Here is a 22,743-nt window from a genome sequence, read left to right on the forward strand (position 1 = left end):
TGATGGGCGGTTTAGGGAGTTGTGTTACCTGGATCACGGAAACGGCATGACTTTACGGCCATATAAGCGCCATTAATACAACAGTCGGAATCGTCAAAGTCGGCTCAACAGGAAAATCCACTGGATTGCATATGCACTTTACAGTCAAGATAAACGGCACATCCGTGGATCCCAGTAAATACCTAATAAAATTCAATTACAAACGAATATAAAAGCCGCCCTTTACAGGCGGCTCTTTTTAATGTTTCTTTTTAAAATCCATATGCTTTTATCGTCTGCCACCGCTAAAACGGTCTTCATTTGATCGGTACGGTAAATTTGTACACCGATTTCCTCCAATCGATCGAGCACTTCTTGGGTAGGATGGCCATACCGATTGCCTTCTCAAACAGAAATCACCGCGTACTATGGTTTCACGGCTGCCAGAAAATCCTGGCCTGGGGAAGTATGGGCATCTTTTTCTCAGCAGCAGTAGCTTTTCAATTGATTACACTGCCTGTGGAGTTCAATGCCAGTTCCCGTGCTAAAAAACTGATGCTGGCTGAGATTGTTTCAGTTTTTGTATGTATTTATGATTTAAGGTTTTCCTTTAGTGATTCCTTTTCTATAAATATAAAAACTTAAAATAGCTCCTAATGTTTCACCAATAAGCGAAAGAAGTATTCCGTTCGAAAATCCAAAGTAACCGATATTAGCTACTGTCATAAAGGTAGTTGGTATAACCCCTATGATTCGACCGGCAACTGAGATTCGAAAGTCGAGGTCGGGAGACAGGCATGAAAAACAGTGCGCCTCTGGCGCCTTCGGTTGAAGTACATATATTCATAAACTTCTCAAGATTAGTTAATAAGATGTTTCACTATGAGGTCTTGAGCAAAATAGAAGATTAGCCAGCCAGCAACACCAAGACCTAGTGAAGGAAATAAATGTATGGAATATTTCAATGCAATTCCTATGATTAACAACATAACTACTGTTCCAGGCAGCCCCCACACAACACCCATAGCAAACTTACTTATTTTGTCTATCTGTTCTCCTTGAGTATAAAGCCATAAGATACTTAAAAGGCTGACAATTGGTAAAGCGGCAATGATTCCACCTTGTTGAGGATACCTCCTCGAAAATTCTGTAATAGTGCCTATTATAATTGCTGAGATTAGAATTTTAACTATTGTGAACATCACTTGCTCTCTCCTTTAGTAGTGTAAATGCCTCTAAGATAAGTTTCCTTTCTTCATCACTCATTTGTTCGAATAGAATATGTTTTAGTTTTTCTTCATCTAAACTCGAATGACGATGCAGTACATCGATTCCTAATTCAGAAAGCCTAAGAATAACCTTTCGCTCATCCTTGCTGCTACGAGTTTTAAAAACATAATCTTTTTCCAGTAAACGTTTAATATGCTCTGAAGCTGTGTTATGGGAAACGTGAATTGCATTCGCAATTTCTTTTATTCCTACTTCGTCCTCTTTGTCAATAACTTGTAGGATACGAATACCTTGGTGAGTAATTTTTTCTTGATGCTTATAGCGTAACTGATAGTAAATGTCCGTCCAAAGATGATTTAAAAGTACGATATCCTTATTCATATTACCTACCAACCATTTCATCGTAATATAAGATTATATCTTATATTACGATATATATGAATATAAGGCAACCCTTCTTCCACTAACCTTCTCTTTTAGTGGAAAAAGACTGCATAAGCAACCGATTGATCTTCAGTTAACGCACCCGTTCAAGTACATTTCTTCGCAATCAGTTAAATGTTAATAGTCAACTTAAACCATCCTGTCTCTTTGGGAAAATCCACTCTTGAAAGTTTTTCACCAGTAATAAACTGCCTATAAGAAGTTATTGTTCCATCGTGAGATACAATATAAATCTTCTCTTTACCCAGTATTCTACATTGTTTCATAAACATTTCAACAATCAAGTTAAACTCATTTTCTGACATCAAATTTACTCAGACTGGAATCCATTTAAATAATTTCATACCTTTTTAATGCATAATGAATTCCATCTTCACTGGACTTTTTCGTTACAAAATCCGCAGCACTTTTTAACTCTTCACTTCCGTTACCCATTGCTATACCAAAACCTACAAGTTCCAATATTATTTATGCCTCGCCTAACAGAACAGGAACTATTTTTTCCTGATTTACATGGTAGTAATTAGTGCAGCGAAAACAAATAGTCCGAGTATAGGAAAACCAAGAAAACAGGTGACTAAGGAAAAAAGAAATGCAATATCGGGTACTCTATATTTAGTAAAAACATAAATTCCTAGTGAAATGCCAAAAAGACCTGCCGTAACCCAATACAAATCAGCGATTCCCGAACTTAGTCCCGTTAATTCATCTTTAATCCAATATGTATATAAGAAACTAAACTGATAAAGCAACGATACAACAGAAAATCCTATAAGTACTTTTTTACTCATTATTTCACCGTTCCTACATTTCAATATTTTACCACATAAAATTAATCTAACCCGATTTTGCTGGCTTTTCCATAAAATAAGCTGCAGAGGCAGCCATTACTTTCCCAAATAACACACATTAGACGAATGAGACTACTGTAGCAACCCAGTTTTAAAGGAAATGCATTAAAAAAAGCATTAATCCTCAGGATCAATGCATACCTGGTTTATTAATTTCTCCATTTTCTCCACTCTTCCTTGCAGCACCTTAAAACCTAATTTAAAAGCCTTTTTAACCAATAAATTAAAAGAGTCTAACTCTATATAAAATCCAATCTGTTTTCCCATAGTCCCTTGGACACCTCCTTGAAACAGATGCTTCTTAAAGTATTCCTGTCCGTTAGTTGAACAGGGTCATTTTTATCATCCCCTCCAACCGGATGGAAAGTATTAAGTCATATAAGTAAAATAGTCATTGTTAGCTAGCTGTTCCTGACGGATGTGACTTATGATAGCCTATGACTATCAGGTTTTCCCCGATTGAATAATCATTAAAAAAACAGAGGTAAGGGGGATTAGATTGGATAAAAACATAGAGAAACGAATTGTTAAAGCATTTTTCACTAAAAGGCTCCAAGACAGGGTTTTGTTCGAAATGTCTTCAGACAAGAAACGAAAAAATGCTCTAAATCGTCTTTGTCATTCTTATAGAACAACTCTACGTGAAGAGTATATGTTTGACATTGCAAAACCAAATTCAGATCCCGAAGCAATAGTAAAGTTATTAAAAGAAAATGGCGCTGGAAACTCCTGTTATGTGATTTCTTGGGATGAAGAAATTGACGGCAAGGAGCTGCCATTATTAACTGCCCTGGAACACGCTGTTGGGATGGGAATGCCGTCAATCATTTCCTGTATACCAGATAAACTCGCTTACTTTGAAGCTGAGCAAGAAGTTCTTCCTTCCCCAAGATTTTTATTAAAAAGGTAATAATAAAGAAGATTATATGCAGAATAGGACTCATAGGAATCTATAATCGTTTAGACTATGTCATATAACTCCTTTGGTCTCTTTATATAATTGCCCTATTTGAGCATCTCTCCCTTTAGCTTTTCCACCTACATATACGTCGAAGTGATCTTCGCCAACTTTCATGATTCCTATGTTTACGGAGCCTCTTAGTCGATAAGCCACCGAACCAAATTCCTTAACGGATAGAGTTAGCTTTCGAATGAAACTGTTAGGAAATCGTTTTGCCCTGGGTAAGTTTGACCTTTTGCAGCGTCAGTGCGTTCAAAACGACAGAAACAGAACTGAAGGCCATTGCAGCACCAGCAAGCCAAGGGGCAAGAAGACCAACAGCGGCAATGGGTATACCCACTACATTATAAGCGAATGCCCAAAATAGATTTTGTTTGATATTCCGAATGGTTTTCTTGCTCATGGAAATAGCATCGGCAATATTATTTAAATCGCCGCTGATGAGGGTAATATCGGCTGCCTCCATGGCCACATCCGTACCAGTCCCCAATGCCATTCCTATATCCGCAACGGCAAGAGCTGGTGCATCATTAATGCCGTCACCGACCATGGCGACTTTTCTTCCTTCATGCTGCAGTTTTTTTACTTCTTCTGCTTTTCCTTCTGGAAGCACTTCTGCAATCACCTGGTCAATTCCTACCTGTTTACCGATGGCTTCGGCTGTCCTTGCATTATCCCCTGTAATCATGACTACGTTAATGTTTAACTCTTGTAATCTCCGTACGGCTTCTTTTGATGTTTCCTTTATGGTATCGGCGACGGCTACAACACCCGCATACGTTCCGTCAATTGCAGCAAGCATGGCAGTCTTACCGTCATCCTCCAGGCTTTCCATGATAGGAACGGCTTCGCTAATTTCAATGTCTTCTCGGTTCATCAGCCTGCGGGTACCAATAAAAATACTATGGTGTTCAACCGTTGCCCTTACACCATATCCTGGAATGGCTTCAAATTCCTGAACGTCTTTTAGCTGGATTTCTCTTTCTTTTATCCCTTGAACGATGGCCTGGGCAAGCGGGTGTTCTGACTGATTTTCAGCAGCCCCAATCAGGGACAAAAACTCATGTTCTTCCAGTGTACCAGCAATGATGACATCGGTTAGCTGAGGAGTGCCTTTTGTAACCGTACCAGTTTTATCTAGTACCACTGTATCAATGGTATGAGTCGTTTCAAGATGCTCCCCGCCCTTAAAAAGAATACCAAATTCAGCGGCTCTTCCTGAGCCAGCCATAATGGATGTAGGTGTTGCCAACCCGAGAGCACAAGGGCAGGCTATCACGAGAACCGCAATTAGTTTTTCCAGGGCCACTGCAAACTCGCCAGGACTGATCCATAAAATCCAGATTAGGAATGTTACCACGGCTATTCCCACTACAATTGGGACGAATATTCCTGAAATCTGATCGGCCAGTCGTTGGATCGGTGCCTTAGATCCTTGAGCTTCTTCGACTACCTTGATGATCTGGGCTAGGGCTGTGTCTCTTCCCACTTTCGTGGCTTTGATCTTCAGGAATCCGTTTTTATTGATGGTGGCACCAATGACGGAGTCACCTTCCGCTTTATCCACGGGTACGCTTTCCCCTGTCAGCATAGATTCATCTACTGCTGAACGTCCTTCAATAATTTCGCCGTCAACAGGGACTTTTTCACCCGGCTTGATGTATACGACGTCGCCCGCTGCGACCTCTTCAAGCGGTATTTCTTTTTCAGCGCCATCCCTAAATACAACGGCTGTCTTGGCCTGAAGGCCCATCAGTTTTTTGATAGCTTCTGAGGAACGTCCTTTTGCTTTTGCTTCAAAAAGTTTCCCTAAAAGAATTAACGTGATGAGTATCGCACTTGTTTCAAAATACAATTCCACCATATGACCATGAGAACCGGTGGATTGTATGGTCACATACAGACTATAAAAATAGGCCGCTGACGTTCCCAGTGCCACAAGGACATCCATGTTGGCACTCTTGTTTATAAACGCCTTATAGGCCCCGATATAAAATTGCCATCCTATGATAAATTGAACGGGAGTGGCAAGAGCTAACTGCACCCATGGATTCATGAGAGCTTCAGGAAGGTAAATAAATGACGCAAAGGAAAAATGGCTTACCATTGCCCACAATAATGGGAATGAAAGAATTACAGAAACGATGAACTTCGTTTGCTGCCTCTTGATTTCTTTTTGGCGGTAATCCACATGATTTTCTTTATTTTCTTTAGAGATGGCGTTATATCCTAGTTTTTGGACCCGACTCACAATGTCCTGTGTGCCGACTAATGAAGGGTTATATTCTACGGTGGCGGTTTCCAAAGCAAGGTTGACCGCTGCCTTTTCTATCCCTTCCAATTTGTTTAACCCTTTTTCGATCCTTGTCGCACATGCCGCACAAGTCATTCCCGTAATATCGAATTCCTTTTTCTCCATAACGACATCATAACCAAGCCCTTGAATTTTCTTTTGGAAATCTTCCTCAGAAACCAAACTCGGATCATATTGGATGGTTGACTTTTCCAGCGCCAAATTGACGTTAGCTTCCTTCACGCCTTCTAGTTTTTTAAGTCCCTTTTCAATTCTTGTAGCACAGGCGGCACATGTCATTCCAGTAATTTGGAAATGGGTTTCTTTAACATCATTACTCATTAATTCATCACCTCTTACATAGGGGTAGGGGGTATATTATTTTCTTAAGGGTAACGTGCTTTTGAAAGCACGTTTATCCTTTTTATTTAACATCGTATCCTTGGTCATCAATTGTTTCTTTAATTTTATCTAGAGACACCTCAGAAGGATTGAATTCTACGTCCACTTTTCCTTCTTTCAAGTGCACTTTTACAGAGTTGACCCCTGAAAGTTCTCCTACACTACCTTCCACTGCCTTTACACAATGTCCGCAAGACATGCCATTTACATTTAATGTTGTTTTTTCCATTTTTATCGCTCCCTTATTTTTTCATCAGCCTATCTATTGTAACAAGTACTTCATCCAGCACTTCCAAATCTCCCTCATTGATTCTATCCAGAACACAATTTTTCAAGTGCCCCTCAAGAAGGATTTTTGCCACACCATTTAAAGCTGACTGTGTCGCTGCAATTTGAGTAATGACATCATCACAGTAAGTATCCTTTTCAATCATTCCTTTAATACCGCGAATCTGCCCTTCAATACGATTTAACCTGGTGACCAGATTCTTTTTTACTTTTTCTGAATGGTGGCTTTTTCTTTCTTGAGAAGGATCTGAACAATGCTTATTTACATTTTCATCCATTTCTCCACCCCCTTTATAGTATCATACATTACCCCCCCACCCTATGTGAAGGGTTTTGCTCAAAAAAGGCTAAATTCGTATTGAGTACTTTTTAGTAAACTTATTTTTAAAAAAATTAATCACCCTATGTATCGGTTCTTATTTCTTTATACAAGGTACCATAAAAACATAAAGAACTTATTTAAAAAGCCTATTCGTTAAATAGATTCTTGGTATCCCCACTAATAAGCCTCATTATCGTAGCTTCTAATGTTAAGATCTGTGCAGATCTTATGGAGTTCCCCCCTCTCTCTGTTACACCTTTTTAAAAAGGGGTAATCATAAAAACGAACCCAATATGAGGAGGAAGACACCATGCCAACCCAGTATGAAGATTGCATCAAGGCATGCTTAGAATGCTTGGATGCCTGCAATACCTGTTTTGATTCCTGTTTAAAAGAAGAGGATGTCAACATGATGGCAGAATGTATCAGTTTGGATCGCGAGTGTGCAATAGCAGTCACAGCGATGCCGACACCGATGCTTGTATTATATCTATAAGGCTATCGGATATGATTTTGATACGGATCGTATAGCCCCAAAATCATCAAAACACTTGCTGTTAAGTTAATCATTCCAGTTATTATTAAACCGTTAGCAACCATTCCTTTCTTTTTACGCCTGGTTGCTGCGATTATTAGAAGCAGAATGGACACAGCTAAAAACCATTATTCCCCTTTCCTGAAATACTTTCCCTCAAAGGTTAATTTCCCTTGCTCTTCATGCCTCACAACGTTTATGGTGGATACGTATATAACCATAATGGTTTTCCTAGAGTTGCACTACACATTTTTTATAGGTTTAGTAAATCTGCATAATTTCTTCACACTTTCCAGATAAAATAGCTTATTAAGCAAAAGGATGATTCAATAAAAATTTCATTGAAACTCGGGCTATGGTTTTTTACTTGCATGGTCATTATCGAGGCACCGTCCATGATCTATCTGCACAGCCATGTCATTCATTCACGTGTGAGCCAGGAATTGCAGTCATTAAAGGCACGAGGAAACAGTCATCGGGATGTATTAGAAATATCATTCGATTCTTCTACTCTCCATCATATCCGTTAATGCCACTTGAATGTTTAATAGAGCCTTATGATTAAAAAGGGATGCAATTATAAGACCTATCGACCTATGATGAAATGTGACTTTTATCTCCTGTTTTCCCTGCTTTTTAACTTTATAATAATTTTGTAACTTAATAGATAAAACATCAGAGAGAGGGAAACATGATGAAATTCCTATTGTCGTTTGTTGCCGTTTTTATGTTATTGCCACTTGCCGCTATAAATGCCAGTGCTTACACGAACGTTCAAGTGTATAACGCTACCTCCCTAAATTTACGGGAACAACCGTCTACTTCCAGCAGAATCATTGCAAATGTTCCGACTGGGACGGTATTGCAAGCAATAAGCACCACTGGAGATTGGGATAAGGTATCCTACAATGGTAAGACTGTATATGCCTTCGACCAATATCTCAGACTCTATATAACTAAATATAAAGTGACCGCCACTTCGCTGAATATCAGAGAAACTCCATCCACTTCAGCCAGAATTCTAGGTTCATATGCACAGGGAACCATCATTAGTACACACGGACAGACAGGGAATTGGAAAATCGTCACATATAACGGTAAAGATGCTTATGTGTCAAAAGATTATTTAGCAACGGCCACAACTTCCACTACGGCTGTGAAACCTTTAACAACAGGTGATATCATTGTATTAGACCCTGGACACGGAGGAAGCGACCCTGGAGCTGCTGGGTTTGGTTTATACGAAAAAAACATTACTCTCGATATAGCAAAAAGAGCGAAAACTAAGCTTGAAGCGAACGGAGCGAAGGTGTACTTAACTCGAAGTACGGATGTTTATGTTTCTCCTGATACTCGTGCCGCTTATTCTTCAAAGGTTGGAGCGGATATTTTCGTGAGCATCCACAATAATTCGTACACATCTTCTTCAGCTAACGGACTGGAGACCTATTATAATGGTTCCAGGGATGAAGATGATAACAGAATTAATCCATATCCAGCCAAAAGCAAGGAACTTGCAACATTCATCCAGAGTTCCACTTACTCGGCAGCCCGTTTGAAAAATAATGGTGTGAAAAGTGAATCTTTTATCGTTCTCCGAAAGAACACAGTTCCGAGCGTTCTTGTAGAAGCAGGGTTCCTGTCCAATTCATATGACGCATCTTTGTTAAAGACAAGTTCGTTCAGAGATAAAGCAGCTTTTGGCATTACTAACGGAATTGTGAGTTACTTTAAAAAATACTAATTAACAATGCGAAAACCACAGGGATTATACCTGTGGTTTTTAACATCACTATCAACAATATCATGCAAAAATGGATTGTTTTCTTCTATCATATAACAATCCCCTTTACCATATTTTTTCATTTAATTATTTTGATAAATAACAAAAAGGCCACAGAAATAGCCCGACGATCTTCAATGTACCCTTTAGTTTAAGTACAATGTTATCACAATCTTTTATTCGAGAATAAGGAGACCGGTTGTAATAATGCTAGATTATTTTGTCCTCTTACATTCTCTATAGGTAATATACGTTTATGGCTTAAAGTAAAATAGACTGGACTTCGTGTTTTTCAGCTTAATTTTAAACTCTTCCAGTACCTTTTTTCTTTCTTGATAACTTTCCTCATCGCCTTCCTCCCAGAGCAAGATCTCCACCTTTTTCAATTAACTGGATCGCCTTTTTTTTCACTGATGCGGTCAATACCTTATGTCTCATTTGAAGACTGCAAGAGAGATGAACAAAATTGAGTCGTCTGCCTGTTTATCCTCTTCATCATCGTAATCAGAAAACTCTTCCTGCCATGATTTTAGAATTATCTTTGTAGCTTTTATAGTCTGGGACTTCAGCACATATATAAATGGGCTACGCACGAATGTTCTCCATCCATATAGGTAAAAAATATTTATCGGTTTCCGGTAAATAAAATCCATATAACGAAAATATATATGGTGCTTGTCCTTCGTAGACAAACGGAAAGTAGTCTCCGCGTATAGGATTAATCGAAGTAGAAAAACCTTGTTGGTAAATAGGAAATATCTATAGCCAGTCCTTGTTTTTCAAGTGGTTTCTTTTTAATTCCTTCAGGAGGGAAGTAGGAATATAGTTTAAGATATGTTATCCGCATTTTACTAATATGTACAAAAAACCTCTAATTAGAGGTTTGGTCTGTCCATTATTTAGTTTACACTGTTGCTCTTCCTCTGATGACAAGCCGGATTGATATTCTGGGATTATGACCAAGCATTTACTTCGCGTTTAAATTCATATTATAAATAGGAATCCGGGGAATTGCCGCTGCTACATAATTAAAGGATATTGCATCCAATACAGTCTGGACATTTTCTTCTTCTAAATTCCGGATGAATCCCTCTTGTACCATATAGTGAAAAGCCTGCTCACTCGTATTTAATTCTATTGGGAGTATGGCAACATGAAAAGCGACAGCGGCTGAAAAAAGGACGATCCCGATTCCAATAAGTGAGGAATTGGAAGTCCATATTCCATATATGAATGGAATAGCGGCTGCTCTTGATGCAGCATTTACCACAGGAAATAAATAGTGCCTAAAAACTAATATAAGTTTTTGAATAGCTCCCTCCTGCAAAGCATAGCTCGCTGTATGAGCTGCAATAGAAATCGAAGACACATCTTTACCAAGATACACGGCCTCTGATAAAAGAATGACCTTCCTGATCGGGTCATATCTGTTTGGAAGAGACCCCCTGCCAATCCTGATACTTATATTTCTTACATTCTTCCTTTCTAAGATCTGGCTGGCAATCTCAGCACCGGAGAAACCTGAGTAGGACCTTACATTCCGGCAGCGAATAATAGAGCGGTATATTTTTATTACCGCCCATATGGAAATACCCATAGATGAAAATAATAGGATATCCAACGGATGGAAAATCATGATATATTACCTCCCAGGGTACGGTAAAAAAGAGTTCCTAATTTCTGTTCATGATCACTATAAGGTTTTAAACTGAACATCCTCTGAACATTTCATTAAAATCCTATTAAATTGACATAGACCGAAAAATACCCTGTTATTATCTGGTCAGATCTAGAATATAAACCGCGTACTGCCAGCCTGCTCTATTTCGCAAGTAAAAAAAATTGTGCACCGGAATTCGATGCACAATTTTTTTATTTTTTCTCGACAGGAAACCGATTAAAGAGTTATATCTTATTGATGCATGTCTGCGCCTCTGCTTATTTCCCTTACAGACTGTTTCTTATGCAGCCACTGATAAATAATCGGGATGATCAGGAAGCTGTTTATAGTCGAAGTAATCATCCCGCCAATCACGACTATACCGAGTGTTTGGGAAATAACCGTATCACTGCTATGTGAAAATGCGAGTGGTATTAAAGTTAGTACCGTTGTTGCTGCTGTTATTAAGATTGGACGCACCCTTGACAGACTACCGGAAGTGACCGCGTCCTGCAAGTCCATTCCTTCTTTACGATTTCTCTCGATCTTATCAATTAATACAATTCCATTCGTCACAACAATACCTGTCAGCATTAATACACCGATGAGGGCAGCCAGGTTCCATTCTCCCCCGAACAGAACAAGGGCTACCACAACGCCGCTAAGAGCCAGCGGGATGCTTAGCAGTACAGACAACGGTGCTCTCCATCCTTTAAATAAGGTAGAGGTAATTAACAGAACAAGCAGGATGGAGAAGGCGACAGCTACAGACATATCAAAAATCATGTCCTTAATTTGTTGAGATATGCCACCCATAGAGTAGTTTACTCCGCTTGGAAGGTCCTGTTTCTTTAAGACGTCGTCTACCTGACTGGATACTTTACTCATATCCTTCGCTGTGATTTGAGCAGTAACCACTGCATAAGGCAAGCCGTTTCTTTCATTTATCGTTGAAGGAGACGTATCTTTTTTAATAGAAGCAATTTCATTTAATTTAACGGTTTGATTACCGTTTCCTTGGAATGTTTCATTACCAAGTGATTTTATTACTTGGTCCGGTGTAGCATTTACTTGAATGGATGCTTGTTCACCAGATGCGATTTGATCTAGATATTCATCAACTGGCAGACTCATATGATTAACGATTAATGTAGCATCCTTTGTTTGAGACAAGTACCTATTAATCACTTTGGTAATATCAGAAATCTGGACACCTTTTTCCTGGATTGCCTGCTGATTAAAGGATACTTTGAATTTTGGCAGACCGTTGGTTAAGTCCACTTTCCCATCCACACTTAATCCTTTTATCTTTGCTAGAGCTGTTCGTGCGTTTTCAGCCGTTTTATCTAAGGTATCTTGGTCTGAACCCGTAAACATGATTTTCATTTGCGAGTCATCGCCTGAAATATTTTGGCTCGTAACTGTGTATGCTACATCTTTTGAGAGTTCAGGAAGGTCAGAGGCCAGCTGATTAATAACGGCATCCGCCTCTTTTTCATTCTTCAGCTCCACTGAAACGTTGGCCACGTTTGGTTTCTGTAAAAATCCTCCGCCCTGGTCAAACACATCATCACTTTGCGGTGTGCTTGCAGCTCCAAACGTAGAAGAATAAGATTTTACCTTTGAATTTTCTTTTAAGCTGTTTTCAACTTTTTGCACTTCAGCATCGACCTGAGGTAATGTGCTGCCTTGAGGCAGCTCCAATTTTATGGCAACCTGGCCAGTCTTCGCACTAGGCAGCAGGGATACCGGCAGGAATGCAGAATACGCAGCTGCACATGCAAAGATAAGGACGGACACCAACACAACTAGTTTTCGATGTTTTAAACTTTTTAGAAGCAATGGCTTCATTGACTGATCGAGTGAAACGGCTTTTTTCGCTGAAGGAGCCCCTTTCCAGCCCATAAAGGCGAGGGTAGGAATCACCAGCATCGCTACAAAAAATGAGATAATCAAGGCTATAACCACTGACCAGGCAAATCCACTATAAGAAGCACTTACATAACCGCCAACAAATGCGATTGGAATATATACCGCGACCGTGGTCAGTGTGGAAGCCAAAATAGCCGGAAGCATTTCCTGTACAGCAGATCCTAACAGAGGAAGCAATGCTATATCTTTAGATTCCTCTCTTCTTCGGTACATATTATCCAGAATAACAATGGAATCATCGACAATCCGCCCCATCGCTACAATAAGACCAGATACGGTTAATATATTAAGTGTAATTCCCATTGTTTTTAGTATAGCCGCCGTTGCCAATAGCGAAATTGGCAGGGAAAGAGCTATTAGTAAAGTAGAACGAACATTTCGGAAAAAGAAGAATACACAGATCATGGAGAACAAACATCCTAAAAGTCCTTCTCGAATCAATCCGTTCAATGAATCATTTAATTCTTTTTCACGGTCAAGCTGTGGTGTAAGATGTACTGAACCGTCTTTTACCAGCTGCAGTCCATGAACTCGTTCTTTTACATTTTTAGCCACATCCGTGATATTAGCACTTGGTGTTTTGATAACATTTAGCTGCACGCTGGCTTTCCCGTCAGATCTTGCAACGGTACGTACATCGTTTAAAGAATGAGAAACGGCTGCTACTGCTGATAAAGGAATAGCTTTTCCTTCTGCATTCTTGATCTTCGTGTCTTTTACTTGCTGCTCATTGAATTTCCATCCTTCAAAATTGACTGGAATAGAGAGCTGGTTATGCATGATATTCCCTTTTGGCAATGCCGGAATGGCACCTGTAAAGGATTTATTGATATCATCCAATGTTAACTTATTTTTAGCCAGATCCTTCATTCTTACGGTTAACACATAGCCGTCTTTTGCTCCACCAAATGTGGTTACATCTGATACACCAGGCACGGTCTTCAGCTGCTTCACAATGTCCTGCTGGGCTGTTGACCGCAAAGTATTTTGATCTAATTTATCACTCGTTAGGTTATACGTTAAAATCGGAAATGAACTGGTCGTAATGCGGGTTACAACCGGCTGTTGAGTAATGGTAGAAGGGATATCGGCATTTGATAACGCCTTGTTAACATCTGTTTCCGCCTGCTTCATGTCTGCATTCATCGGAAAATACAAACTCATGAACACGCCGCCATCGTAAGAGCTTGTCTCGATATCCTGCAATCCATCCGTTTGTCTAACGGCACTCACAAGATTATCTGTGATATTTTGTTTTACTTGTTCCGCTTGATACATGGGCAGTTTCATACTGACCGTTAAGGTCGTATTATTGATGCCGGGCAGATAATCCCGCTGCATTTGATAAGCTGAAATTCCGCCCCAAGCCAGGATAATGACCACACAAACGATCATTAAAATAGCTCTTTGCATCGTCCCTTCCACTATTTTTTTCATTTACTTTTCCTCCATCCATTTTTTCAGAAGTGTAAAATTTATGCTTCACTACTTGGAGTGTAAGTTCTGAAACTGAATTCCTGGTTAAAGAAGAATTAAATTCAGATTAAAACGGAATGGAACATTGGAAAAACAGCATGTATAACGCAAACTCTGCAAAGTCCATCTATTAAAGTAACACCATCAAATCTCAGGAGGTTTCAAGAAATGGCTAGTAACAGCAATGAGAATCAACTATATTAGTTCAAGGTGCAGGACAATCTATTCAACAAATGAAATATGAGATTACTCAGGAATTCGGTGTACAACTGGGAGAGAGATACTACATCGCGTGCCAACGGATCCGTTGGAGGCGAAATTACCAAACGTTTAGTCAGCTTGGCTCAGCAGCAAATGTCTGGTTTTAGATAATTCATACTTACATAGGGGCAGTGTTGAACTGTCCCTTTATTTCATATTCATTTCATCAATAACATTTGCCCATAAATCATCTAGTTTCTCTTTTAATGCTTTCAAAATATCACCTTCTCCTCTCGCTATTTCTTTTCTCTTCCTCAAATTTTATATTCTTATTCTCCAATCTTTCTTAATTATTTTTCTATCTCGCAAGGAACTTAATCAATTTAAAGAATTTCATACTTTTTTCATGCACTACCTACCCTTTATACTAACAATAAAAAACGGCTGTCTAAGCAGCCGTACGCCAGTCAACTAATAATTTTAGATCGAATCCTTTTCCCATATACAAAATAAGCTAAGTATCCGAATACATTTAAGACAGCAAATGCCATAACCCATCCAATATGTAATCGTCTTCGATGAGCTTACTATTATTTTTCCATTAGATTTCTACCGAACAATCGCTTATTTTTATGAATTATTGTACTTACGATCGCCAGCAATATTCCTGAAATAATGAAAACGACTCTAATCCCTAACGAATCTGCTAGTAATCCCATAACAAGAGAACCAACGCCAAAGATTCCAGACTCTATCGCACCTAATGAAGTATATACGGTTGACAGCTGATTCTTCGAGATACTAGTTTGGATTATGGATTGTTGAGGGATGTTTTTCAGTTGCCCGAAAATCCCTGTACAGAGCGATAACAGTAATGCAATAATTGGGATGCTGTTCATGCTAAAGAGTATTGTGACTAAGAAACTGGCAGTTGAACCAGCGAGGATAAAGAAACCCAATTTCTTTTCAACAAAAGTAGAATATTTAAGACAATAGATACTTCCTATAATTAATCCTAAAAAGAAAGCACCATTGATAAACCCCCACCATTTTTCATCAACTTGCAATGCTTCGCTGACAAACACATATAATATAGCCGCAATCCAAACGGTTCCTGCCAATGTTTCGAAAAAACTGATCCAGGCAATTTTTCTTAATACTGGAGTTTTAGATAAAGTTATCCATCCCTCTTTAATTTGCTCTAGTTTCCCTTTTGGGTCAGCTTTATGAGTTACATTTTCTAAAAGACAGAGTAAGAAGCTCGCAATCCCGAACAAAGCTCCCACTAACCAAACCAGTTGTTGGGAATTCATAATAAGTAGAAACATACTCCCTGCGAACCACATGACTGTTTGTATGACCTGTGTAACCGTTTCTGCCAAACCATTAGCTTGGATTAAATGTTTACGTTCTACATAATTTGGAATCAATGTCTGTCTTATTGGATTAGCACATCCATCAAGAAAAACAATTAACCCTATTATCCAAAAGATCCAGTAATAATTTGATGCTGTAATTCCAATTAACATAAACCCAAGTATAAATAGCAAAATCGTTTTTCCGATTTGCGACCCAGCCATCAACCACTTAAGATTGACTTTCCCAACCAAAAGAGGTGTTAACAGACTAGATATGAACATGGAAGAAGTAATCGTAAATGGCACAAGGGACGATGCAGTTGAAGAGCCTGTTAAAACAAAAATGGTTTTAATGACACTGACTATATATAAAACATCGCCAATATTAGCGAACGATTGACCCACTAGTAATAAAGAAAAGTTTTTGTTCCCTATCATTTTATATCCCCCATTTTTTAGATGATACCTTGAAAAGGGGAATGTTAAATTGGACGTCTCATTAATTTATAGCTCCAATCTAGATCGGATGAATCTGGGGGATTAGATTCATCACAAATTTTAACGCTATTGAAACACTTACTATCCATTAAATATGAGAGATAAACAGAATACATTACCACCACTGGTAATGCAGCCTTAACTTACTCCGGAAGCACTACTTTTGTGTTCGATAAATCTTTTTTTCGTAATGGTCCCATTCCTCCTTCAATTCTTTCCAGGTCATAATCTTACAAGGATTAAAGAAGGTTTGCTCATTTTTATTAAAGAAAAGGTTATTTCCCATGTAATAGGATGAGTGATGGATTACATCCTTATCATTAACCCAAGTTATAACATCCCCGTTCCTCATTTATCCTTTATTACTTTATATTCAGCTCTAACCAGGCTCTCTTTAAAGGTTTCCGGATGTATTCACTCATGAATCATCCATTCCTGTTTCGTAATTGCAAATAAGACAGCAGCCAAACAGTTACTGCCCGAAAATGCGGAAAAATGATTAGCATAATTACGGATATGTTCAGGTATCCAATTCGGAATGACACAGCAGGTCCAACTATCCATTAAACGCGCATATGCTTTTATGGCAATTACTTTTATATACATGGCAGATCAGGTCCTCAGCCCTGCGGCATTTTACTCATATCCATATATAAAGCGTTCCACCGATGACCGTCCGGGTCGGCAAAACCGCAGCCGTACATCCAGCCATCCCTTTCGCCCGGCCCGCTGAATACCATGCCGCCTGCACGTTCAGCGTTGAGGGCGAATTCATCAACTTCATCCCTGGAGTTCGCCCCCAAAGAGATTAACACTTCAGTTCCTTGCCGTGAATCTGCCACAGTATTTCCAGCAAAGCCTTGGAATAAGGGTTCCGGAAAGAACATTAAAACAACCTGGTTGTTCCCGACAATCATGCTAAAGGATCCGTCCTTACTCGCATACTGCTCATTTAACCGAAATCCCAGCTGAGTATAAAATGCCTTGGCCCGCTCTAAATCTCTTACTGGCAGGTTCAGCCATAATTCTCCTGACATAATTATCAACCTCCTGAAATAGGAATTCAGTGCATCACACGCTCTTTTATATATTCAATGCTGAATGTAATTTCCCTATCATATTCGGAAATAAAATCGTGAAAAGTTGAATATATAAAAAACAGTTTCGTTATAACGAAACTGTTTTTCGAAATGCTTTTATTGTCTTATGCAATAATGGCCCTATAACGTTAGGCCTTGATAAGGCGTAATGGTTAGCACTAATGCAGATAAAGAACCCAGCAGTCAGTAATGTTATCATTTTACACTAGTTTATTTCTTTTGAAGGCTTTACTGCCTCCCTAACACCGTCACTCATATAGCCCATAGATACGATATCAATTTACTCTTGCCGCAGCCAATCCATTTAAGATATTTCGATAAACTCTGAAACTCTCGACCTCAAAGTTTCTATAAGTTCTTCATCCATAAACGTATACTCATCAGGAATATCTAAACAGATGACTTTCCTGGATCCATTTAGCATGGGTCCAAATTTTTCTCTCAATCTTCTGGTATGTTTCTTTTCCATAACAAAAATTAAATCCGCCCAGCCGATATGTCCGCTTGTTACTTTAATACGGGCATTTTGCTCAGTCCCAGCTGATCTAACTTGATGCCCGCTCACTTCGTGAAAAATCTTCTCGGCGGTTAAACTTCTCCACCTGTTGCGGCTGCATACAAATAATAATTTTATCTTTCTCACCTCAGAAATAATTAAAGGAATGGCTGGATCCCTTGAAACAGCATGATTAAAATAAAACCTATTAAGAACAAAATTGTAATAATTTTGAATGACTTCTGATACCATTTTGGGATTTGCTCTATTTTTTTAGGGGCTTGAAAACCATTTACAATGTCGACGTGCTTACTACCGTCATTAAACGGCGTCCTTTCTAGTTCCATGGAGTTTATTGCATGCTGAGGCTTTATAGTTTGATGCATATCTTTTTCTTCTGAAATCCGCTTTGAGGAATTTTCCATAATCATTCCTTCCTTTCCTATTTGAACAAAGGATCGTGTAAGAGGATCTTTCTGAAGACTGTATTTCTATATTTAAAATATTGATGAATCTCTCAAAATTATATAACTTTTTCCTTATTTTTACTGTTTTTTGTCTTCTTTACATAGATTTTCTTTTTGCGGTAACAGATAGGATGCTGCTGCAGCTATCTTGTATAGACCGCCTGTGATATCTCATTTTCCCCTAAAGCGCTGTGATTATCTAACTGGATACCATCTTTTCTAAAAGTAACTAGGTTTGATAAAAAACTCTTTACAAATATAAGATAATTGTCATAAAATACAGAAATATAAAACAAATAATATTAGATTGCCGAATCGACACTATCCAATAGATTTACTTCTTGGATTAAATTGTCGAAATATTCAAATACATCCATTCTTCTTCATGGTGTAACGCAGTCTATTAGCAATCTAGTTAAAGAGAAAGAGAGATGGTCAGCATGGATTTATTCAGGAAGAAATCGATTCCCCAGTTATTAAAGGAGTCTGAAGGAAAAGGGTCGGCACTCAAGAAAGACTTAGGCGGTTTCGATTTAACGATGCTCGGAATTGGAGCCATCATTGGAACAGGTATTTTCGTATTAACAGGTGTAGCCGCTGCTGAACACGCAGGGCCAGCCCTTATTCTTTCATTTATTTTAGCAGGATTAAGCTGTGTATTTGCGGCTCTATGTTACGCAGAATTTGCTTCTTCCGTGCCTGCATCGGGCAGTGCATACACTTATAGCTACGCTTCTTTCGGTGAGTTGTTCGCCTGGATTATGGGATGGGCGTTGATTCTGGAATATGGGTTTGCTTCCTCAGCCGTAGCAAGTGGCTGGTCTGGATATTTCCAAGGGCTGCTGGCTGGATTCAATATTCACTTCCCAAAAGCTTTAACAAGTGCGTATGATCCAAGTGCAGGAACCTATGTCGACTTACCCGCCATCCTTATTGTTTTAGTAATCACCCTCCTGTTAACTCAGGGAGTCAGGAAATCTGCTAGATTGAATGCGATTATGGTATTAATTAAGCTTGCTGTGGTTCTATTATTTATCTTCGTTGGTGTTGGATATGTGAAACCAGATAATTGGACTCCATTTATGCCATTTGGTTTTGATGGAGTAGCCACAGGAGCAGCAACCGTATTCTTTGCTTATATAGGGTTTGATGCAGTTTCCACAGCTGCCGAAGAAGTCAAAAACCCTATGAAAAATATGCCGATCGGCATTATCGCGTCCCTGCTGGTTTGTACGGTCTTATATATTATAGTATCCGGCATACTGACAGGAATTGTTCCTTACACAGAACTAAATGTTAAAAACCCGGTTGCCTTTGCATTAAACTTTATCCATCAGGATTGGGCAGCAGGATTAATTTCCTTAGGGGCGATCATTGGGATTACAACCGTATTGTTAGTCATGATGTACGGGCAAACCAGATTGTTTTATTCTATCAGCCGTGACGGATTACTGCCAGGAATTCTTTCAAAAGTAAACACAAAAACGAAGGTTCCTACCGTTGGTACTTGGATTACAGCAGTTTTAGTTTCCTTCTTCTCTGGAGTCGTTCCGCTGGGGAAACTGGCTGAGCTGACGAATATCGGTACATTGTTTGCTTTTATCTTCGTATCTATCGGGATCCTAGTACTGAGGAAAACTCAGCCAGATCTGCCAAGGGCATTTAAAGTTCCATTTGTTCCATGGATTCCGATCCTTGCGGTATTATTCTGCGGATATTTGGTCTTCCAATTGCCAGCCTTAACTTGGGCAAGTTTCGGAATTTGGTTAATAATTGGATTAGCCGTTTACTTCTTATATGGCAGGAAACACAGTAAATTAAATTCTAAACAAGAAGAAAAGAAAGATTCGAGCAAATTCGCCAAGAGCATGTAAGATTGGTTAATAGGAAAGCAGTGAAATACAAATTTCACTGCTTTTTATTTTTTGCTATCTTCCTTTCGCTGCAGCACTTCTTTGATATGTTTCAAAACACCACCGCTTATTAAAGAAATACCAGGCTTCGGCACACTTACAACTTCATTGCGTTATCAGGAGTAAATCAAACTGTTTATTTACTCGTTAATCCATCCTTTTTTATAATTTCTCTCCTATAAGTATAAATTACTAATACTGCCTTTCCGTATTTATCTTGACCTCAATGCGAGGGAATTGGTTTAGCACTTATTCAATAATGCAGGTGAAAAGTTGAAACTATTCAAATATACAGCCATTATTATGGGACTTGGCCTATTAGCATCTTTTATCATCCTTGATGTACTAATTAACTTTTTAGAGGTTTTAAAATTATAACCTGTACGTTAAAAACACCGATAGAGGAAAAAGGGGCATGCAAGGAAAAGGCAGCAATACATAGTAAAGCTGCCTAGGAAAGTACACATTTATTCTTTTAGATGGTATGGAACTGTTGTAACTACCACATTTCTTCTATAAAGAAGGAATGCTCGTATTAACAAGCTGGATTGGTTATGCAGGATATTGTGCCAGCCTTTTTTCGGAATAAACTGTGGAATGATGACCGTTACTCGATAGTCCGACTCACTGGCTTTATGTTCGACAGTATCAACAAATTTTGTCAGCGGCTGAATAATGCTCCGGTAATAAGAATGAAGTGTCACTAACCGGACATCTGGCTGCCACAGCTTCCATTTCTCTTCGAACTTCCTTTCTTCTTCTCTTTCGAACGCTACATATACAGCAATGATCTGATCTGCTTTTAATGATCTGGCATAGTTTATGGAGTTTTGGACAACCTGTGTCATTCCTGCTACAGGAACAATGATGACATTCCCTTTTATTTCGATATCAGGCTCATCCGTTTTAATCCTTAGCTGTTTACCAACTGCTTCGTAGTGCTTCTTTATTCTGTAGAACATTAGGATGATTAAAGGAAGAAAAATTAACACCGGCCAGACTTGAGCGAATTTGGTTATAAAGAACATCAGAGTAACGATAAGGCTGATGAGAGCCCCAATCGCATTAATCGATAGTTTGGCTAACCAGCCTTTTGGCTTTTCCTTCACCCATTTTACAATCATACCTGATTGGGAGAGTGTGAATGGTATAAAAACCCCTACTGCATATAGAGGAATAAGATGTTCGGTCTTCCCTTTAAACGCAAGGATTAAGATAATGGATGCTAATCCGAGAATGATAATGCCGTTAGAATACCCAAGCCTGTCGCCCCTTATGGTAAACATCCTAGGTATAAATTTATCTTTTGCAAGGTTAACAGCCAGCATGGGAAAGGCTGAATACCCGGTATTAGCAGCTAATACTAAAATCAGTGCTGTCGTTACTTGGATAAAAAAGTACATAAATGTACGGCCAAACGTCTCTTCAGCGATTTGAGATACTACGGTTACTTTATCATTAGGCGAAATCCCATAGTAATAAGCTAAAAACACAATCCCAGAAAATAGGACCGCCAGCAGCGTACCCATTGCGATCAGCGTTTTGGCTGCATTATTGGGTGCCGGATCCTTAAAATTAGGAATAGCGTTTGATATAGCCTCAACCCCTGTTAAAGCAGAGCTTCCTGATGCAAATGCCCTTAAGAGAATAAATAAACTAATCCCTGCGACTGGTGTGCCAACACCTGTATGCAGCTCTGGTGCGACCTGCCCCGTCATTATACGGTAGAGCCCTACTCCTATGAGGATAACTAACGCAAATACGAATAGATAGACAGGGTATGCTAATACGGAAGCAGATTCCGTTACACCCCGTAAATTTAAGAGTGTAATAATTAGAACAAATAGGATTGCGATAGCCACCTTATACGGATGCAGATTTGGAAATGCAGAAGTGATGGCATCCGTACCGGCTGATACACTAACCGCAACGGTCAATATATAGTCGACCAGCAGTGATCCCCCGGCTATTAAACCAGGATTCATACCCAAATTTTGTTTTGATACAACATATGCCCCGCCGCCTTGAGGATAGGCAAAAATAATCTGCCGATAAGAAAGAATTAAAGCTGTTAATAAAATCAAAACTCCCACTGCAATGGGGATGGAATACCAAAAGGCCGCTGCACCCACTGTGGCCAGCACGATAAGGATTTGTTCAGGACCATATGCAACAGACGACAAAGCGTCAGACGACAATATGGCTAATGCCTTGGTTTTATTAAGTTTTTGCTCACCCAGCTCATTTGACTTTAATGGTCTCCCAATTAAAAACCTCTTTAAAGCTGAAAACATGCCATTGTCACCGCCTATTGAGACTAAAATATACATTCATCATACCCTTTACACACAAAAATTCAAACTGTTCATTGTATTATACTGCTGTATAGACTATCAGCAAAAAACTGTAATATAAATTGATTTGGCAGCTTCAAATAATAAGTCTTTGATCGGTCGTTACCCAACCTTTTATGAATCAAGCAAATGTTAATTTATATTTTATAAAATTAAGAGACAATTTATCTGGCATATCAAGTATAATGAAGTCTATTCAG

At 39.0% G+C, this 22,743-nt stretch carries 18 protein-coding genes and 4 pseudogenes; 7 read left to right on the top strand and 15 right to left on the bottom strand.

The window, feature by feature from the left end:
• Positions 1-453: 453 nt before the first annotated feature.
• Positions 454-546: pseudogene (locus H539_RS33345) on the top strand (zinc metallopeptidase); the annotation flags it as partial.
• 293 nt (positions 547-839) lie between these two features.
• Here the strand turns inward: H539_RS33345 and H539_RS0101500 are convergent.
• From H539_RS0101500 to H539_RS31275, 5 genes and pseudogenes are all read right to left on the bottom strand, one after another.
• Complete coding sequence (locus H539_RS0101500) at positions 840-1,181, bottom strand: DUF3147 family protein (RefSeq protein ID WP_026692039.1); 342 nt, start codon at positions 1,179-1,181, stop codon at positions 840-842.
• Entirely contained in the window at positions 1,165-1,590 is a 426-nt protein-coding gene (locus tag H539_RS0101505) for a MarR family winged helix-turn-helix transcriptional regulator (protein ID WP_026692040.1), read from the bottom strand. Before H539_RS0101505 ends, H539_RS0101500 begins: the two co-directional genes overlap by 17 nt.
• Positions 1,591-1,983: 393 nt before the next feature.
• A pseudogene (locus H539_RS30530) lies at positions 1,984-2,118 on the bottom strand (HAD hydrolase family protein); the annotation flags it as partial.
• Between the two features lie 44 nt (positions 2,119-2,162).
• Complete coding sequence (locus H539_RS0101515; protein ID WP_026692041.1) at positions 2,163-2,444, bottom strand: hypothetical protein; 282 nt, start codon at positions 2,442-2,444, stop codon at positions 2,163-2,165.
• Between the two features lie 177 nt (positions 2,445-2,621).
• A complete protein-coding gene (locus H539_RS31275) occupies positions 2,622-2,771 on the bottom strand; it encodes a hypothetical protein (protein ID WP_155889914.1) in 150 nt (49 codons plus the stop codon).
• A 232-nt stretch (positions 2,772-3,003) separates the two neighbouring features.
• Here H539_RS31275 and H539_RS0101525 point away from each other — a divergent pair, with 232 nt between their 5' ends.
• On the top strand, positions 3,004-3,414 hold the full coding sequence (locus H539_RS0101525) for a hypothetical protein (protein ID WP_026692042.1): 411 nt from the start codon (positions 3,004-3,006) through the stop codon (positions 3,412-3,414).
• Between the two features lie 250 nt (positions 3,415-3,664).
• Here H539_RS0101525 and H539_RS0101535 read toward each other — a convergent pair whose 3' ends face one another.
• From H539_RS0101535 to H539_RS0101545, 3 genes are all read right to left on the bottom strand, one after another.
• Entirely contained in the window at positions 3,665-6,100 is a 2,436-nt protein-coding gene (locus H539_RS0101535) for a heavy metal translocating P-type ATPase (protein ID WP_026692043.1), read from the bottom strand.
• An 82-nt stretch (positions 6,101-6,182) separates the two neighbouring features.
• Complete coding sequence (gene copZ, locus H539_RS0101540) at positions 6,183-6,389, bottom strand: copper chaperone CopZ (RefSeq protein WP_026692044.1); 207 nt, start codon at positions 6,387-6,389, stop codon at positions 6,183-6,185.
• A gap of 13 nt (positions 6,390-6,402) precedes the next feature.
• Complete coding sequence (locus tag H539_RS0101545) at positions 6,403-6,726, bottom strand: metal-sensitive transcriptional regulator (protein ID WP_026692045.1); 324 nt, start codon at positions 6,724-6,726, stop codon at positions 6,403-6,405.
• Positions 6,727-7,080: 354 nt separating this feature from the next.
• Between H539_RS0101545 and H539_RS27510 the strand changes: the two are divergent.
• The 3 genes and pseudogenes from H539_RS27510 to H539_RS27515 all read left to right on the top strand — a co-directional run.
• A pseudogene (locus H539_RS27510) lies at positions 7,081-7,218 on the top strand (four-helix bundle copper-binding protein); the annotation flags it as partial.
• Between the two features lie 458 nt (positions 7,219-7,676).
• Positions 7,677-7,835 carry a hypothetical protein gene (locus tag H539_RS31280; RefSeq protein WP_155889915.1) on the top strand — a complete coding sequence of 53 codons (159 nt, stop codon included), beginning with the start codon at positions 7,677-7,679 and terminating at the stop codon, positions 7,833-7,835.
• A gap of 161 nt (positions 7,836-7,996) precedes the next feature.
• Positions 7,997-9,049 (top strand): N-acetylmuramoyl-L-alanine amidase family protein, encoded by a 1,053-nt coding sequence (locus tag H539_RS27515; RefSeq protein WP_081415751.1) that lies wholly within the window; start codon positions 7,997-7,999, stop codon positions 9,047-9,049.
• Positions 9,050-10,055: 1,006 nt separating this feature from the next.
• Here the strand turns inward: H539_RS27515 and H539_RS0101580 are convergent.
• Together H539_RS0101580 and H539_RS0101585 are read right to left on the bottom strand one after the other, a co-directional pair.
• Entirely contained in the window at positions 10,056-10,724 is a 669-nt protein-coding gene (locus H539_RS0101580) for a zinc metallopeptidase (protein ID WP_026692046.1), read from the bottom strand.
• Positions 10,725-11,000: 276 nt separating this feature from the next.
• Positions 11,001-14,117 carry an efflux RND transporter permease subunit gene (locus H539_RS0101585; RefSeq protein WP_026692047.1) on the bottom strand — a complete coding sequence of 1,039 codons (3,117 nt, stop codon included), beginning with the start codon at positions 14,115-14,117 and terminating at the stop codon, positions 11,001-11,003.
• Positions 14,118-14,324: 207 nt separating this feature from the next.
• Between H539_RS0101585 and H539_RS30535 the strand changes: the two are divergent.
• Positions 14,325-14,528, top strand: a pseudogene (locus H539_RS30535) (alpha/beta-type small acid-soluble spore protein).
• 419 nt (positions 14,529-14,947) lie between these two features.
• Here the strand turns inward: H539_RS30535 and H539_RS0101595 are convergent.
• From H539_RS0101595 to H539_RS31945, 4 genes are all read right to left on the bottom strand, one after another.
• On the bottom strand, positions 14,948-16,153 hold the full coding sequence (locus tag H539_RS0101595; protein WP_026692048.1) for an MFS transporter: 1,206 nt from the start codon (positions 16,151-16,153) through the stop codon (positions 14,948-14,950).
• 680 nt (positions 16,154-16,833) lie between these two features.
• Positions 16,834-17,250: a VOC family protein gene (locus H539_RS0101605; RefSeq protein ID WP_026692050.1), complete on the bottom strand. Its 417-nt coding sequence runs from the start codon at positions 17,248-17,250 to the stop codon at positions 16,834-16,836.
• Between the two features lie 367 nt (positions 17,251-17,617).
• Positions 17,618-17,947: a low molecular weight protein tyrosine phosphatase family protein gene (locus tag H539_RS27520; protein WP_051348405.1), complete on the bottom strand. Its 330-nt coding sequence runs from the start codon at positions 17,945-17,947 to the stop codon at positions 17,618-17,620.
• A 20-nt stretch (positions 17,948-17,967) separates the two neighbouring features.
• Positions 17,968-18,234 (bottom strand): hypothetical protein, encoded by a 267-nt coding sequence (locus H539_RS31945; RefSeq protein WP_035321722.1) that lies wholly within the window; start codon positions 18,232-18,234, stop codon positions 17,968-17,970.
• Positions 18,235-18,716: 482 nt separating this feature from the next.
• On the opposite strand from H539_RS31945, the gene bcaP reads away from it, so the two are divergent.
• Positions 18,717-20,150, top strand: coding sequence for a branched-chain amino acid transporter BcaP (gene bcaP, locus H539_RS0101620; protein ID WP_026692052.1), 1,434 nt, complete (start codon positions 18,717-18,719; stop codon positions 20,148-20,150).
• Between the two features lie 506 nt (positions 20,151-20,656).
• On the opposite strand, the gene H539_RS0101625 is transcribed toward bcaP, so the two are convergent.
• Positions 20,657-22,483 carry an APC family permease gene (locus tag H539_RS0101625; RefSeq protein WP_026692053.1) on the bottom strand — a complete coding sequence of 609 codons (1,827 nt, stop codon included), beginning with the start codon at positions 22,481-22,483 and terminating at the stop codon, positions 20,657-20,659.
• Between the last annotated feature and the right edge of the window lie 260 nt (positions 22,484-22,743).

This window comes from Peribacillus kribbensis DSM 17871, assembly GCF_000430765.1.
Classification (GTDB): Bacteria; Bacillota; Bacilli; order Bacillales; family DSM-1321; genus Paraperibacillus; species Paraperibacillus kribbensis.